The organism is Pseudolysinimonas sp. (assembly GCF_051954455.1).
Taxonomy (GTDB): Bacteria; Actinomycetota; Actinomycetes; order Actinomycetales; family Microbacteriaceae; genus Pseudolysinimonas.
The window spans coordinates 73,467-87,987 of sequence record NZ_JBQCHS010000006.1 but is presented as its reverse complement, the minus strand read 5'-3'; the positions used below and the strand labels follow the sequence as shown (position 1 = coordinate 87,987).

Here is a 14,521-nt window from a genome sequence, read left to right as displayed (position 1 = left end):
TCCCATCGTCGCACGGGCGGGGATGGTCGCCGCTCAGTACCGGATCGCGTCGATCGGCCGCACCCGGACCGCCACGAGCGCCGGGAGGAGACCGGCGAGCGCGCCGACACCGACCGCCACCAGCATCCCGAACCCGGCCGCCGAGAGCGGGAACGCGGGGACGTCCTGCAGCCCGGCCCGATGCAGGAACCCGGCCACGAGGGGGTTCTCGAGGGCGAGGATCGCGACCATCACGCCGACCACGCCCGCGGCCGCGGTCGCGACGACGCTCTCCATCATCACGCCGGCGAAGACCCGGCCGGCGGTCGCGCCGAAGCTGCGCCGGATCCCGATCTCGCGGATGCGTGCCCGCACCGTCACCATCGAGATGTTGAGCAGCCCGAGGGCGCCGAGCACAAGGATGAGGCCGGCCGCCGCGCCGCCGATGATCTTGAGGAAGAGCAGGGGATCCGGCCCGTTGAACGCCTCGTAGTCCTGCCGGTGCACCTCGACGTGCGCGCCTTGCCCGATCGTCCGCGACAGATCGGAGCCGATGCGCGCGGAAAGGGCCTCCGACTGCGGGGTCGGTACCCACGCAACCCACTGGGTCGACCCCTGCTGTTGCGAGGTGTCGCCCGCGGGCACGAGCGCCTGGTAGGCGTCGTAGAGCATCCAGAGCTGCGCCGATTGGGCGTCGCCGCCCGAGGAGACGCCGATGACGACCGCGTCGACGCTCGACGGCGCGACGAGGTGGACCACGGGATGCGTCCGGAGATCCGGGCTCCCGAGGGCGTTCCAGAGCCCCTCGTTGACGACCACGGCGGGGACCAGCCGGCGGGTGTCGCGGTCCGAGAACCAGGAGCCGTGCAGGATGCGGGTGCGGAACATCACCCCGTAGGACGGGTCGACGAGCTGCGCGCTGAGGTTCGCCTCCGGCGACAGACCGCGGATCGCGGGGGTCGCGTATCCCTGACGGCTCCAGTAGCGCACGTCGTAGCGGCCGAGCTCCGCCCTGAGGGCGGCGCCGAACTCGGCGTCCGAGGCGAGCTGCTGCCCGTTGTCGGAGTAGGGCGCGCTGATGCCGAGCATGGCCGGCCGACCCTGGCCGCGCTCCATCTGCTCCACGACGCCCTGCTGCGCGACCGCGGAGAGCGCGGCGATGGCGGTGAGCGCCATGATGGCGACCGCGACACCGATGATCGACATGAGCACGCGCGCCCGGTAGACCCGGAACTCCGCCCAGGCCTCGACGAGGACGCTGGAGGCGGCGGTGACCGCCTTCACCGGAGGGCCTCCGCCGCGACCGGGTGCAGCACGCCGCCGTCGAGGCGGTACCGGCGGTCCGCGAGCGCGGCGATGTCCGGGTCGTGCGTGATCGTCACGAGCGCCGCGCCGGTGTCGTGCGCGACCCCGTCCAGGAGCTCCATCACGGCTCGGCCGGTGTCGACGTCGAGCGCGCCGGTCGGCTCGTCCGCGAGGATCACTCGCGGGCCGCGGACGAGCGCCCGCGCGATCGCCACGCGCTGCTGCTCGCCGCCCGACAGCCGACTCGGGAGGCCGTCGGCGCGGTCCGCGAGGCCGACGCGGTCGAGCATCTGGAGCGCCAGCCGGCGCCGACGCCAGAAGCGCGCGGGTTCGGCGTAGAGCAGCGGCGTCGCGACGTTCTCGGCCGCCGTGCGCCCCGGGAGCAGATTGAACTGCTGGAAGATGAAGCCCACCTCCCGGCCGCGCCGCTTGTCGCGCGCGGCGGCGGACATGCGTTCGACGGGGACGCCGTCGAAGACGAGACGGCCCCCGCTCGGCTCGTCGAGCAGCCCGAGGATGTTGAGCAGCGTCGACTTGCCCGATCCGCTCCTCCCGACGATCGAGACGTGCTCCCCCGCGTCGACGAGGAGGTCGACGCCGCGCAGGATGTGCAGCGGCTCGTCGTCGGGGATCGGGACCACCCGGGTGACGCCCTCGAGCTCGAGGATCGCCATCAGCGGGTCGACCCGGTGGCCTGCGCCGCCTGCTCGTCGGCCTTGGAGGGCACGAACTGCAGGATCTGGTCGCCCTTCTTCAGGCCCGACACGATCTGGACGCGGCGCCCGTCGAAGATGCCGAGCTGCACCGGGACGGCCTTCGGCGCGCCCCCGGACGCCGCCGGCTGGTAGACGGTGCCGTTCGCGCCGGAGCCCTCGACCGCCGTCGCCGGGACGAGGAGGGCGTCCGCCGCGGAGCCGGCGGAGATCGTGACCTTCGCCGCGAGGCCCGCGAACACAGTGACCCCAGCGGGGACCGCGCAGCGGACCGTGGGACCGCCGCTCGCCCCCTGGCCGCTGCCGGAAGCGGTACCGGACCCGGTCGACGGATCGGCGCCGGTGGAGTCACCGGTCGAGCCCGCCCCGGCGAGCGGCGCGCTGATCGTGAGGCCGGTGCAGGTGAACGGCGCGGGCCCTCCGGCGATGGTGACGGTCGCCTCCGTCGGCTTCGAGAGGAGCCGGTACTGGTCGACGGCGGCGATCGACCCCGAGACGTTGAACGTCGGCGGCGCGACCTGCGCGATCACGTCGCCGACCGCGACCTGCTGGCCGACGAGCGCGTTCAGGGCCGAGACCGTGCCCGCGGCACCGGCAGTGATCGTCACCGATCGGAAGCCGGGGGCCGCGGCGGGGTCGGTCGAGGTGAGCGGGTGCTTCACGACGACGACCGGGGTGCCGGAGTCGGCGCCCGCGCCCACCGCGATTGCGACCTTCGTGATCTCCCCCGCAACGGTCGCGCGGACGGGGACCGCCGGGTCCGCGTAGACGGTCGCGTCCAGCGCGACGTCGTTCCTGATCGAGCCGGTCTCGACGACGGCGAGCGGGTCGCTGACCGCCCCGGTCGGCGTCACGCCGTCGCTGCCCGCCGTGGCGCCGCTGAAGAAGGCGAGCTTGACGAGGGCGATGCCGATCGCGGCGAAGACGACGATGCGGAGGATGGGGAGGACCCAGCGGCGGCCGATGCCGGGGGAAGCAGCGCTCATGCCCGCCAGTCTTCCTCACGGGGTGAGCAGACCTCGTCATCGTCGCTGAGGATCAGGGGACGATCCGGGAGAACCCCGACCCGGCCACGGGGTGGATGGCGCGAGCGCGACGTCGGCGTCGCCGAGACCGCGCGCTCGTCCCGCGCTACGCCTCGATCACGACCGGGATGATCATGGGGCGCCGGCGGTGCTGCGTGTTCACCCAGCGGCCCACGGTGCGGCGCACGACCTGGCTGAAGCCGTGCTGATCGCGTGTGCCGTTGGCGGCGGCGTCGGCGAGCGCCTTCACGATCTGCGGACGCACGCTGTCGAAGACCGACTCGTCCTCGGCGAAGCCCCGCGCCTGGATCTCGGGGCCGACGATGACGCGCCCGGACTGGGTGTCGATCGCCACGAAGATCGAGATGAACCCCTCCTCGGCGAGGATGCGGCGGTCCTTGAGGTCGGCGTCGGTGATCTCGCCCACGGTCGAGCCGTCGACGTAGACGTAGCCCAGGTCGAGCTGACCGACGACGCGGGCGACGCCGTCTACGAGGTCGACGACCACGCCGTTCTCGCCGATGAGGGTCTGGGCCGCGGGAACCCCGGTGTCGATCGCGAGGGCCGCGCTCGCCACCAGGTGCCGCGCCTCGCCGTGCACCGGGAGCACGTTGCGCGGCTTCACGATGTTGTAGCAGTAGAGCAGCTCGCCCGCGGCCGCGTGCCCGGAGACGTGCACCCGGGCGTTGCCCTTGTGCACGACGAGCGCGCCGAGCTTGGTGAGCCCGTTGATGACGCGGTACACGGCGTTCTCGTTGCCCGGGATGAGGCTCGAGGCGAGGATGACCGTGTCGCCCTCGCCGACCTCGATCTGGTGGTCCTGGTTCGCCATGCGCGCGAGGACCGCCATCGGCTCCCCCTGCGATCCGGTCGACATGTAGACGACCCGGTCGTCGGGCAGGTCGAGGGCGCGCTTGAGGTCGACGAGCACCCCCTCGGGCACCTGCAGGTAGCCGAGATCGGCCGCGATGGTCATGTTGCGGAGCATCGAGCGACCCACCAGGGCGACCTGGCGGCCGTTCTTGTGCGCGGCGTCGAGCACCTGCTGCACGCGGTGCACGTGGCTCGAGAAGCTCGCGACGATGACCCGCCGCTTCGCCTTCGCGATGACGCTCTCCAGCACCGGGCCGATGTCGCGCTCGAGGGCCGTGAAGCCGGGGACGTCGGCGTTCGTCGAGTCGGGGAGGAAGAGGTCCACTCCCTCCTCGCCGAGCCGGGCGAACGCGCGCAGGTCGGTGATGCGACCGTCGAGCGGCAGCTGGTCCATGTTGAAGTCGCCGGTGTGCAGCGCCGTGCCCGCGGGCGTGCGGATCGCGACCGCGAGCGCGTCGGGGATCGAGTGGTTGACGGCGATGAACTCGAGCTCGAACGGCCCGAGCCGCTCCTGCCGCCCCTCCTTGACCGCCATCGAGTACGGCTGGATGCGGTGCTCCTTGAGCTTCGCCTCGACGAACGCGAGCGTGAGCTGCGATCCGATCAGCGGGATGTCGCGCTTCAGCTTCAGGAGGTAGGGCACGGCACCGATGTGATCCTCGTGCCCGTGCGTCAGCACGACCCCCACGACGTCGTCGAGGCGGTCGCGGATGGGCGCGAAGTCCGGGAGGATCAGGTCGACGCCCGGCTGGTGCTCCTCCGGGAACAGCACGCCGGCGTCGACGATGAGGAGCTTGCCCTCGAACTCGTAGACCGTCATGTTGCGGCCGATCTCGCCGAGACCGCCGAGCGGGACGACGCGGAGCGTCCCCGGGGCGAGGGCGGGCGGAGCGACGACGTCGCGCTGGGAGCTCATCGGATGGTTCCTGTCATCGGGTGGTGCCGGCGACCTTCGGGAGGGCGCCGCCGGCGGCCGCGTTGCGGTCGGGGCGGAAGTTGGAGAAGTCGACGTCGGCGCCGGGACCCACGAGGGCGATCTCGTCCTCGATCAGCGCGGCCTCCGACTCCTCGGGCCCCACCAGCGGCAGGCGAACGCGCGGGCTCGAGATGCGGCCGAGGCCGTGGAGGATGTACTTGGTCGCGACGGTGCCGGGCACGTGCGTCATGGTCGCGCGCACGAGCGGCTCGAGCGCCTGGTGCGCAGCGGTCGCGGTCGCGAGGTCGTTGCCGTTCACGGCGTCCACCATGCGGCGGTAAGGCGCGGCCGTGATGTTCGCGGTGACGCCGATGAGGCCGGAGCCGCCGATCGCGAGGGTGGGGAGGGCGTTCGCGTCGTCGCCCGCGAAGTAGAGCAGGTCGGTCTGGTTCATAACGCGGCTCACCTCGCTGAGATCGCCCTTCGCGTCCTTGACCGCCCGGATGTTGGGATGCTTCGCGGCGCGCAGCAGCGTCTCGTAGCGGATCGGCACGCCCGTGCGGCCGGGGATGTCGTACAGGATGACCGGCAGGTCGGTCGCGTCGGCGACCATGCGGAAGTGCGTGAGGATGCCCGCCTGCGTGGGCTTGTTGTAGTACGGGGTCACGATCATGATCCCGTCGGCGCCCGCCTTCTCGGAGTGCTTGTAGAGCTCGATCGCGTGCGCGGTCTCGTTGCTGCCGCCGCCGGTGATGACCTTGGCGCGGCCGTCGGCGACCGACTTCGCGACCTCGACCAGGCGGATCTTCTCCGGGTCGGTCAGCGTGCTGGTCTCGCCGGTCGTGCCGGTGACGACGATGCCGTCGGCCCCCTGGCGGATCACCGAGTCGATGTGCTTCTCGACGTCGTCCCAGTCGACCTCGCCGTCGGCCGTGAACGGGGTCACGAGCGCGACGAGCACCTGTCCGAACGGGTTCGCAGGTCTGGCCACGGGTGCAAGGCTACCGGGGCCGCGTGATCCGGCGTGCGACCACCGGGACCACTCGTAGGGCGGGCGGGACTTGAACCCGCGACCGAGGGATTATGAGTCCCCTGCTCTAACCGGCTGAGCTACCGCCCCGTGCCGGCTCAGGCTACCGCCCGCGCCGTGCGCCCCCGCGGCCATCAGGCACAGAAGCACGGTCCGAGGACACCGGCACAGGGCTTGTCCGCCCACCGAGCGCGTGGGATTCGGGACACGCCACGCCCATCGGGCGCAGAGACACGGTGCGGCGGCGCCGCCACAGGGCTTTTGTGCCCGACGGGGCGACGCGGGAGCGGGGCGGTCAGCGGGAGGTGCGGTCCGAGTCCGCGGCGGGTTCGGCGGACGCCGCGGGAGGGATCGGCGCCGACGGGATCGCCTGATCCAGGTAGATCGCCTCGAACACGTCGAGCGTGTGGGCCATCGAGTGCTCGGCGACGATCGCGAGCGACGCCCGCTTCATCGCGTCGAGGCGCTCCGGCGTCGCCGTGAGCACGTCGGTCAGGCCGCGAACGAAGCCGTCGATGTCACCGGGCTCGTAGAGGTGGCCGTTGACACCGTCGCGCACGAGGTGCGGGAGCGCCATGGCGTTGGCCGCGACGACCGGCAGCGCGGACGCCTCCGCCTCCATGGCGGCGATGCACTGGAGCTCGGCGCGCGACGGCATCGCGAACACGGTCGCCGAGGTGAGGGTGCGACGCAGCTCGGCGTCGGAGACCTTGCCGAGGAAGTGGATGCGCTCCGCGATCCCGAGCTCGCGTGCCTGCGCCTGCAGCTTCTCGCGCGCCTCCCCGGCGCCGATGATGTCCACCTGCACGTCGAGCGCCGGGTCGAGCCGGGCGGTCGCCTCGACCAGCTCGTCGATGTGCTTCTCGTCGTCGAGGCGCCCGACGAAGACGATGCGGTTGCCGGTGCGGGGCGCGAACGAGGGGGTGTAGTCGGAGGTCTCGATGCCGTTGGAGACCGCGATCACGTCGGTCAGGCCGGTCATCTTCTCGAAGTAGTCGGCCGAGCTCTGGGTGGGACTCGTGACGACGTCGGCCATGCCGAAGAGCTTCCGGGCGGAACGCCACTGGGCTCCGACCACGAAGTCCACGAACCACTGCGGCGTGTGCGGCGGGGCGTGCTGGACGATGTTCTCCGGCATCGAGTGGCTCGTGCCGGCGAGGCGGATGCCGGCCTTCTTCGCGACCGGGAACAGCCCGCGGCCCGCGACGATGTGCGACTGCACGTGCACGACGTCGGGTTTCGCGGTCCGGACGGCCTGCTTCGCGTGACGTCGGATCGTGAACGGCATCATGAACCGGAACCACGGGTGCGTCGGCCACGAGTAGCTCGGGATGCGGTGCACCGTCATCGATTGGCCCTCATGCTCCTCGGCGAAGACGCCGGGGCCGGCCTCCCTCGTCGCGGGGGCGAGCACGTGCACCTCGTGGCCGCGCTGCACCATCCCCGCACCGAGCCGCTTGGCGAAGGCCGCCGCCCCGTTCAGGTCGGGGGCGAACGTGTCGCAGCCGATGAGTATGCGCATCGGAGGCACCCTACCCGAGGGGCCCGCGAGACCGGCCTCGACAGGCGGTCAGCGGACGGTCTGCGGGTGGTGGCGGGCGAGCTGGATGACGCCCGCGATCGCGATCGCCGCGCTCACGAGCCAGACGAAGAGCACCCACACCGGGGTCCGTGCGCCCTCTCCCAGCACCGTGAGGCCGATGACCACCGCGACGATCGGGTCGACGACGGTGAGGCCCGCGATCACGAGGTCCGGCGCGCCGATCGAGTAGGCGTTCTGCACGAAGTACGCGCCGAGGCCGCCGGACGCGAGGATCCCGAGCAGCGCGAGGATCACCAGCCAGTCGACGTCGCCGGCCAGGAACCGGTTGATGGTGACCTTCGCGATCGTCGCCACGAAGCCGAAGCAGACGCCCGCCGCGATGACGTAGAAGATCGCCCGGAACTGCCGACGGAACAGCAGGTAGGCGAGCCCCAGCAGGAAGACGACGATGACGAGGATCGACAGGACGATGATCATCTGGCCCTGGTCGATCCCGGGGTCGTCGGTGTTGGCCGCAGCGAACCCGACGAAGATGCCGACCCCGAGGACGCAGAGCACGATCGCGCGGATGGTGGGCCGGGTGAGCTCGATGCGCGACATCCGCGAGTTCACGATCGAGGTGATGACGAGCGCGACGACGCCGATCGGCTGGACCACGGTGATCGGCGCGAAGCCGAGGCTCGTGAGCTGGCACAGGATCGCGATCGCGTAGAGCACCGTGCCGAGCAGCCACCAGGGGCTCTTCAGCAGGCGGAGCGTGCCGGCGAGGATCGCGCCGAGCCCCTTCGCGGTCGTCGGCAGGTCGTCGCCCGCGTCGTGCACGCGCTCCTGGTGCCGGGCCTCCGCCCGCTGCACCCCGCGGTGCTGGAACTGGGCGCCGAGCGCGAGGAACAGGCCGCCGACCAGCGCGATGGCGATGCCGACGATCGGCAGGCGACCGGGGAGGCTCAACGCCGAGAATGCGTCGAGGCTCGGATGCACCCGTGCAATCTACCCGGCGGTTGCGCCGATACCCTGGCCGGATGGCCGTGTTGCCCATCCGGATCACAGGAGAGCCCGTCCTCCACACCGTCGCCGCGCCGGTCGAGGCCGTGGACGACGAGCTGCGCACCCTCGTCGCCGACATGGTGGAGACGATGCACGCCGCCCCCGGCGTGGGCCTCGCGGCGCCCCAGGTCGGGGTCGGGCTGCGTCTCTTCGTGTGGTCCTTCGAGGTCGCGGACGGCGAGCTGAGCGAGGGTGTCGCGATCAACCCGCGACTGTGGATCGCACCGATGCCGCTCGGCCCGCTCGACGAGGAGGTCGAGTCGGAGGGCTGCCTCTCGATCCCCGGCGAGCGCTTCCCCCTGCGCCGCTCCCCCGCCGCGATCCTGGAGGCCACGGACCTCGACGGGCAGGCCTTCGAGATCCGCACCTCGGGCTGGCTCGCGCGCATCTTCCAGCACGAGTACGACCACCTCGACGGCGTCCTCTACGCCGATCGCCTCGCCTTCGACGAGGCGCGCTCGCTCGGCAAGGTCGTCAAGAGGAAGGCGTGGGGCATCCCCGGCCGGTCGTGGACCCCGGGGGTCGACCAGATCGAACCGTGAGGCCGGGGTCGCGGCGGCGTGTCACGCCATCCAGCCCAGGAGCCGCAGGACCGCCGCCACGACGGCCGCCGCCAGCACCACGACGATGAACGGCGCCCGCACCGCGAGCAGCAGCGCCGCGACGCCGAGGGCCGGGAGCCGCGCGTCGATCGACACCGGGTGCCCTCCGTTCCCCTGGATCGTCTGGGTCACGACGAGCGCCGACAAGAGCGCGACGGTCAGGAGCGTCGCGACCCGGGCCGGCGTCGGCTTCTCGAGGAGCCGCGCGGGCACGAGGTAGCCGGCGATCTTCAGCGCGAGCACGAGGATCGACGCGAGCAGGACGACGTTCCAGGCGGTCACAGGCCCGCATCCCGATCGAGGACCGACTCCGCCGCCGGGTCGCCGGGCCGCGGGCCGAGCCAGTTCGTCATCCCGACCACGACCGCGACGGCCGCCGCGAGCAGCACCGGCACGCCGGGCGGCAGGAACGGGAGCGTCAGGGCCGCGACCACCGCCGCAGCGGCCGCGACGGCGATCGGCTGACGCGATCGCAGGCGCGGCCAGAGCAGCCCGAGGAAGGCGGCGGCCGCGGCGGCGTCGAGCCCGTACATCCGGACGTCGCCGAGCAGGTCGCCGACGAGCGCGCCGATCAGGGTGGTGAGGTTCCAGCCGACGTAGATCACGGCCCCGGTCATCCAGAAGCCGATCCGCTGCCCGCGGAGCGTCGGCTGCGCCGTGCCGACCGCGGTCGACTCGTCGATCGTCCACTGCGCCGCGAGGAGCCGACGCCACCACGGTCCGCCGATGATCGGCGCCATGCGCATCGAGTAGAGCGCGTTGCGGGCGCCGAGAAGGGTCGAGCCGGCGATCGCGGCGGGCGCGGCGGCGAGGCCGCCGGTGGCGAGCACGCCGATCACGGCGAACTGCGATCCGCCCGAGAACATGAACAGGCTCAGCACGCAGGTCTGCCACACGTCGAGACCGGAGGCCGTGGCGAGCGCGCCGAACGACAGGCCGTAGGCGGCCACCGCGATCCCGACGGCGAGCGCCGCCCGCACGGCGCGCGACCGCTCGGGATCCCGGGCCGCGGGCGACTCAGCGCGCATCGCGGGCGGGCGCCGGGATCACAGGGGCACGCCGTGCACGCCGTTGTGGTGGGCGAGCGCGGGGAACACGGCCGAGACCGAGAAGCCGATGCCGGGCACGGCGTAGGCGCGGAAGACGCCGCCGTAGATCTCGGTGCGCTCCCGCATCTCGGTGATGCCGCGCCCGACCGGCTCCCCCGTGAGCGCGGCGAGGTCGTCGTCCTGGCCGTAGCCCCGGCCGTCGGACGCGGCGTCGCGGCGCGCCCCGTCGTCGTCGACGAGGACCTCGAGGCCGCGGTCGGTCCAGCGGAGCGTCACCTTCGCCTCCGTGCCCGCTCCCCCGTGGGCGAGCGCGTTGGCGAGCGCCTCCTGCAGGATCCGGTACACGGCGAGCTCGGCGCCGGGCGTGAGCGAGAGCCGCTCTCCCGACTCCTCGACGCGGATCCCGAGCCCGGCATCGCGCATCACTGCGAAGAGGTCGCCGAGGCTGTCCAGCCCCGGCTGCGGGCCGGCCTCCTCCTCGCCGTCGCGCGCCACGTCGACCACGCGGCGCAGGTCGCCGAGCGTCGTGCGCGCCGACTCCGCGATGCCGGCGGCGGTGCGCGCGGCCACGGCGGGGTCGGCGGTGGCCGCGAAGCGGGCGCCGTCGGCCTGGGCGACGATCGCGGTGAGCGACGGGACGATCAGCTCGTGCAGTTCGCGGATGATGCGGAGCCGGCTGGTCTGCTCGGCCGCCAGCAGCTCGAAGTCGAGGCGGTCGCGGTCGGCCTCGACCCGCTCGCGGAGCGCCCGGCGGTACCGGCGGCGCGTGACCAGCCAGAGGACGAGGAGCACGAGGGCCGCGAGGAGCAGCCCCCCGACGACCACGGCGAGCGCCGGGACGAGGAGCGCCGAGTTCTCGCGCAGCCACCCGTTCACGCGATCGAGACTAGCGGGAGGGCCGCTCGCTCCCCGACCCGGGCGGGGTGCGGGGAGCGGGCGATTCAGGACGCGGGGTTAGCCCTGCGGCGGCGTCGGCCCATTGGCGGCGCGGAGCACCTCGAGGCGCGCGCGGTACTCCTTCTCGTCGATGTCGCCGTTGGCGTAGCGCAGCGCGAGGGTCGCCTCGGCGCTCCGCGTGCCGGCGCTGCCGTGGCCCCACGGGCCGCCCCACGGGCCGTAGCCGCCTCGGGCCCAGGCGCGCCGGCGGCCGCGCGTCACCAGCACGACGATGAGCGCGATCACGAGGATCCAGAACACCGGGATCAGGAAGAAGAGCGGGAAGAACGCCAGGTGCCACGACGGCCCGTGGGCGAACAGGGCGGCGCTGGCCAGCGCGGGCGAAGCCGCGGCGGACGAGATGAGTGCGGTGAGCACGGGCGGATCCTTTCGACGGGGGCTCCCTCCGGAACCCGATGACCCGACTCTCCTCGGATGGCGCGGCGCGGGGATCTGCCCGGCGGAGCGAACCGCGTACTCCGTTCGGAGCAGGATCCGGCGCTCGGGTACTCCCGCCGAGCCGGTCAGCGACCGGGGGCGACCAGACCCGTCTCGTAGGCGACGACCACGAGCTGCACCCGGTCGCGCGCGAGGAGCTTCGACATGATCCGCGAGACGTGCGTCTTCGCGGTGAGCGGGCTCAGGAAGAGCCGCCCGCCGATCTCCTCGTTCGTGAGGCCCTGCCCGACGAGCGCCAGCACCTCGCGCTCACGGTCGGTGAGCACGGCGAGCGCGGAGTCGTCGGCCGGGGCGGAGAGCGAGCCGGCCACGCGCTCCAGCAGACGCTTCGTCACGCGGGGGCTGAGCAGCGCGTCGCCGGCCGCGACCACGTGGACCGCGCGGATCAGCTCGACGGGTTCCGTGTCCTTGACGAGGAATCCGCTCGCCCCCGCGCGGATCGCCTCCGCGACGTACTCGTCGAGCTCGAAGGTCGTGACGACGATGACGTGCGTACCGTCGAGGGCGGGATCGGCCGCGATCCGCTCCGTCGCCCACAGCCCGTCGCCGTCGGGCATGCGGATGTCCATGAGCACCACGTCGGGCTTCTCGCGGGTCACGAGTGCGACGGCTTCGCGTCCGGTCGCGGCTTCGCCGACGACCTCGAGGTCGGGTTCCGCCTCGAGGAGGCTGCGGAAGCCCGCGCGGATCAGCTGCTGGTCGTCGGCGAGGGCGACGCGGATGGTCATGAGGGGGCTCCGATCCGGGCGGGGAGTTCGGCGACGACCTCGAAGCCGCCGCCCGCGGCCGGCCCCGCCGTGAGCCGGCCGCCGAGCAGCTCGGCGCGCTCCCGCATCCCGAGGACGCCGCGGCCGCCCGACTCCGCGGCGACGCCGCTCGCGGGGGCCGCGTGCCCGTCGTCGCGCACCGCGACGCGGTAGCCGTCGTCGTCGCGCCGCAGCGCGACCCGCGCGACCGAGGCCCCCGCGGCGTGTCGGCCGACGTTGGTGAGCGACTCCTGCACGATCCGGTAGATCGCGAACTGCACCGGCTGCGGCACGTCGGCGTGGTCGAGTCGGTCGTCGAGCTCCACGCGCACCCCCGGCACGGTCAACGCGCCGAGGCGGTCGAGCCCGGGCTCCGGCACGAGCGGGGCGGAGGGGTCGGCGCCGTTCTCGGCCCGCAGCACGCCGAGCACCGACCGCACCTCCTCGAGCGCGGTCTTGGAGGTGTCCTTGATGCTGGCGAGCGCCTCCGCCGCCTTCTCCGGCTGCTTCTGCATGAGGTGCAGCCCGACGCCCGCCTGCACGTTGATCTGGCTGAGGGAGTGCGCGAGGACGTCGTGGAGTTCGCGAGCGATGCGCACGCGCTCGGCCTGCAGCTCGCTCTGCCGGGCCTCCGTGGCGCGGCGGCGGAACTCCGCGTAGCGCTCGCGCCGGGCGCGCAGCCCCTCCGCCAGCCCGACGACGATGAGGATGCCGAGGGTCGTCGCGACCAGCCGCGGGCCTTCGAAGCGGGGTCCGCCGAAGTGGAGCGCGACGATGATGCTCGCGCTCCAGGCGACGGAGATCGAGACCCATGCCCACACGCGGGCGCCGCGCACGATGGCGCCGACGATCGCGAACGCGAGGGCGATGTACGGCGGGCCGCCCGTCTGGTTCACCACCACGTCGGCGGAGGCGGCGACCGCGGTGATCGCGACGACCGGCCCCGGCCAGCGCCGGGCGGCGATGAGCGCGAGCGGCCCCACGAGCGCGATACCGACGAGGAGCAGCAGCATCGCGTGCGAGCCGCCCTGCGACGCGGCGATCCAGACGGCGGACGGCACCTGCACGGCGAACGACGCCAGCACCGGCGCCCAGAGCGTGAACGCGCGCGGCAGGCGGACGTGGGGCCCATGCCATCCCGGGCCGCCCTCCGCCCAGGCGGGAGGACCGCCGGGCCCGCGCCCGCGAGGGACGTCGGGGCCGGGCATGCCCCGATGCTACGCGGCGGGGTGCGAGCGGGCGTCGGCCCGCGGGATGCCGCCGGTACTCCCGGAGGAGTACGACATCGGCACCCCGACAAACCGCGAGCCGTTCACCATCTGGTCGCCCGCGTCTGCTTCGATGTTCGCCATGGTCGTGCGCGACGCCGAGTACCCGAGGCCGGATCACACGCTGGTCCACATCAGCGACACCCATCTTCTCGGCGGCGGCCGACGGCTCTACGGCCGCGTCGACGCGGAGCAGCACCTCCGCGAGCTGATGTCCCGGCTCGAGGAGACCGGGCGCCGGCCGGACGCCCTCGTCTTCACCGGCGACCTCGCCGACCTCGGCGAGCCGGAGGCGTATGCGCGGATCCGGCGCATTGTGGAGCCGGCGGCCGAGCGCCTCGGCGCCGCGATCGTGTGGGCCATGGGCAACCACGACGACCGCGCCGCGTTCCGTGCGGGTCTCCTCGGCGAGCCGGGCGACGCCCCCGTCGACCGGGTGCTGCACCTCGACGGCCTGCGCATCATCACGCTCGACACCTCGGTCCCCGGCGCGCACCACGGGGAGCTCTCCCGGTCCCAACTGGAGTGGCTGGCGGCGGAGCTCGCCACGCCCGCGCTCGACGGCACGATCCTGGCCCTGCACCACCCGCCGATCCCGAGCGTGCTCGACCTCGCCGCCTCGGTCGAGCTGCGCGACCAGCCGTCCCTCGCGCGGGTGCTCACCGGCACCGACGTGCGCGCGATCCTCGGCGGCCACCTGCACTACTCCTCGACGGCGACGTTCGCCGGCATCCCCGTGTCAGTCGCCTCGGCGAGCTGCTACACGCAGGACCTCCTCGTCGACGCGGGCGGCACCCGCGGCCGCGACGGCGCCCGATCGTTCAACCTCGTGCAGGTGTACCCGACGACCGTGCTCCACGCGGTCGTGCCGATCGAGCGGACCGAGGCGCTCACGCACGTCGACGCGGTCGAGAGCGCGCGGCGGCTCGCGGCGCTCGGCATCCGGATCCCGGGCGACCCGCTCGGGCCGGACGACGACACCCGCACCCGGCCGATCGACCTCGTCGGCGCCGGACGCTGACACCGCCGC

Annotated in this window: 15 protein-coding genes and 1 tRNA gene; 2 read left to right on the top strand and 14 right to left on the bottom strand. The window is 73.1% G+C overall.

The window, feature by feature from the left end:
* Nucleotides 1-33: 33 nt before the first annotated feature.
* The 8 genes from ACTHM3_RS02770 to ACTHM3_RS02735 all read right to left on the bottom strand — a co-directional run bounded on the left by ACTHM3_RS02770 (nucleotide 34) and on the right by ACTHM3_RS02735 (nucleotide 8,365).
* Entirely contained in the window at nucleotides 34-1,263 is a 1,230-nt protein-coding gene (locus tag ACTHM3_RS02770; protein ID WP_440404559.1) for an ABC transporter permease, read from the bottom strand.
* Nucleotides 1,260-1,958, bottom strand: coding sequence for an ABC transporter ATP-binding protein (locus tag ACTHM3_RS02765; RefSeq protein WP_440404558.1), 699 nt, complete (start codon nucleotides 1,956-1,958; stop codon nucleotides 1,260-1,262). The genes ACTHM3_RS02770 and ACTHM3_RS02765 overlap by 4 nt, the downstream gene beginning before the upstream one ends.
* Nucleotides 1,958-2,983, bottom strand: a complete 1,026-nt coding sequence (locus ACTHM3_RS02760; RefSeq protein WP_440404557.1) for a hypothetical protein — start codon at nucleotides 2,981-2,983, stop codon at nucleotides 1,958-1,960. The genes ACTHM3_RS02765 and ACTHM3_RS02760 overlap by 1 nt, the downstream gene beginning before the upstream one ends.
* Before the next feature lie 145 nt (nucleotides 2,984-3,128).
* Nucleotides 3,129-4,811 (bottom strand): ribonuclease J, encoded by a 1,683-nt coding sequence (locus ACTHM3_RS02755; protein WP_440404556.1) that lies wholly within the window; start codon nucleotides 4,809-4,811, stop codon nucleotides 3,129-3,131.
* A 13-nt stretch (nucleotides 4,812-4,824) separates the two neighbouring features.
* Nucleotides 4,825-5,802 carry a 4-hydroxy-tetrahydrodipicolinate synthase gene (gene dapA / locus ACTHM3_RS02750; protein ID WP_440404555.1) on the bottom strand — a complete coding sequence of 326 codons (978 nt, stop codon included), beginning with the start codon at nucleotides 5,800-5,802 and terminating at the stop codon, nucleotides 4,825-4,827.
* Nucleotides 5,803-5,857: 55 nt separating this feature from the next.
* A tRNA-Ile gene (locus ACTHM3_RS02745) sits at nucleotides 5,858-5,931 on the bottom strand.
* Nucleotides 5,932-6,136: 205 nt separating this feature from the next.
* Nucleotides 6,137-7,363 carry a glycosyltransferase gene (locus tag ACTHM3_RS02740; protein ID WP_440404554.1) on the bottom strand — a complete coding sequence of 409 codons (1,227 nt, stop codon included), beginning with the start codon at nucleotides 7,361-7,363 and terminating at the stop codon, nucleotides 6,137-6,139.
* A gap of 48 nt (nucleotides 7,364-7,411) precedes the next feature.
* Nucleotides 7,412-8,365 carry a DMT family transporter gene (locus ACTHM3_RS02735; RefSeq protein ID WP_440404553.1) on the bottom strand — a complete coding sequence of 318 codons (954 nt, stop codon included), beginning with the start codon at nucleotides 8,363-8,365 and terminating at the stop codon, nucleotides 7,412-7,414.
* Between the two features lie 41 nt (nucleotides 8,366-8,406).
* Here ACTHM3_RS02735 and def point away from each other — a divergent pair, with 41 nt between their 5' ends.
* The gene (def, locus tag ACTHM3_RS02730; protein ID WP_440404552.1) at nucleotides 8,407-8,973 is read left to right on the top strand and encodes a peptide deformylase; all 567 of its coding nucleotides are present in this window, start codon (nucleotides 8,407-8,409) and stop codon (nucleotides 8,971-8,973) included.
* A 21-nt stretch (nucleotides 8,974-8,994) separates the two neighbouring features.
* Here def and ACTHM3_RS02725 read toward each other — a convergent pair whose 3' ends face one another.
* The 6 genes from ACTHM3_RS02725 to ACTHM3_RS02700 form a co-directional block, all read right to left on the bottom strand.
* On the bottom strand, nucleotides 8,995-9,315 hold the full coding sequence (locus ACTHM3_RS02725; protein ID WP_440404551.1) for an AzlD domain-containing protein: 321 nt from the start codon (nucleotides 9,313-9,315) through the stop codon (nucleotides 8,995-8,997).
* The gene (locus tag ACTHM3_RS02720; RefSeq protein WP_440404550.1) at nucleotides 9,312-10,061 is read right to left on the bottom strand and encodes an AzlC family ABC transporter permease; all 750 of its coding nucleotides are present in this window, start codon (nucleotides 10,059-10,061) and stop codon (nucleotides 9,312-9,314) included. Before ACTHM3_RS02720 ends, ACTHM3_RS02725 begins: the two co-directional genes overlap by 4 nt.
* Before the next feature lie 18 nt (nucleotides 10,062-10,079).
* Nucleotides 10,080-10,958 carry a sensor histidine kinase gene (locus tag ACTHM3_RS02715; RefSeq protein WP_440404549.1) on the bottom strand — a complete coding sequence of 293 codons (879 nt, stop codon included), beginning with the start codon at nucleotides 10,956-10,958 and terminating at the stop codon, nucleotides 10,080-10,082.
* A gap of 78 nt (nucleotides 10,959-11,036) precedes the next feature.
* Nucleotides 11,037-11,396, bottom strand: a complete 360-nt coding sequence (locus ACTHM3_RS02710; RefSeq protein WP_440404548.1) for an SHOCT domain-containing protein — start codon at nucleotides 11,394-11,396, stop codon at nucleotides 11,037-11,039.
* Between the two features lie 146 nt (nucleotides 11,397-11,542).
* Nucleotides 11,543-12,205, bottom strand: coding sequence for a response regulator (locus ACTHM3_RS02705; protein ID WP_440404547.1), 663 nt, complete (start codon nucleotides 12,203-12,205; stop codon nucleotides 11,543-11,545).
* Complete coding sequence (locus tag ACTHM3_RS02700) at nucleotides 12,202-13,431, bottom strand: sensor histidine kinase (protein WP_440404546.1); 1,230 nt, start codon at nucleotides 13,429-13,431, stop codon at nucleotides 12,202-12,204. The genes ACTHM3_RS02705 and ACTHM3_RS02700 overlap by 4 nt, the downstream gene beginning before the upstream one ends.
* Nucleotides 13,432-13,573: 142 nt before the next feature.
* On the opposite strand from ACTHM3_RS02700, the gene ACTHM3_RS02695 reads away from it, so the two are divergent.
* On the top strand, nucleotides 13,574-14,512 hold the full coding sequence (locus ACTHM3_RS02695) for a phosphodiesterase (protein WP_440404611.1): 939 nt from the start codon (nucleotides 13,574-13,576) through the stop codon (nucleotides 14,510-14,512).
* Nucleotides 14,513-14,521: the final 9 nt, after the last annotated feature.

Coding starts and splice junctions, on each gene's coding strand:
- ACTHM3_RS02765 (WP_440404558.1), bottom strand. CDS start 1,958: ATGGCGATCCTCGAGCTCGAGGGCGTCACCCGGGTGGTCCCGATCCCC.
- ACTHM3_RS02700 (WP_440404546.1), bottom strand. CDS start 13,431: ATGCCCGGCCCCGACGTCCCTCGCGGGCGCGGGCCCGGCGGTCCTCCC.
- ACTHM3_RS02695 (WP_440404611.1), top strand. CDS start 13,574: ATGGTCGTGCGCGACGCCGAGTACCCGAGGCCGGATCACACGCTGGTC.
- ACTHM3_RS02755 (WP_440404556.1), bottom strand. CDS start 4,811: ATGAGCTCCCAGCGCGACGTCGTCGCTCCGCCCGCCCTCGCCCCGGGG.
- ACTHM3_RS02720 (WP_440404550.1), bottom strand. CDS start 10,061: ATGCGCGCTGAGTCGCCCGCGGCCCGGGATCCCGAGCGGTCGCGCGCC.
- ACTHM3_RS02740 (WP_440404554.1), bottom strand. CDS start 7,363: ATGCGCATACTCATCGGCTGCGACACGTTCGCCCCCGACCTGAACGGG.
- ACTHM3_RS02760 (WP_440404557.1), bottom strand. CDS start 2,983: ATGAGCGCTGCTTCCCCCGGCATCGGCCGCCGCTGGGTCCTCCCCATC.
- ACTHM3_RS02705 (WP_440404547.1), bottom strand. CDS start 12,205: ATGACCATCCGCGTCGCCCTCGCCGACGACCAGCAGCTGATCCGCGCG.
- def (WP_440404552.1), top strand. CDS start 8,407: ATGGCCGTGTTGCCCATCCGGATCACAGGAGAGCCCGTCCTCCACACC.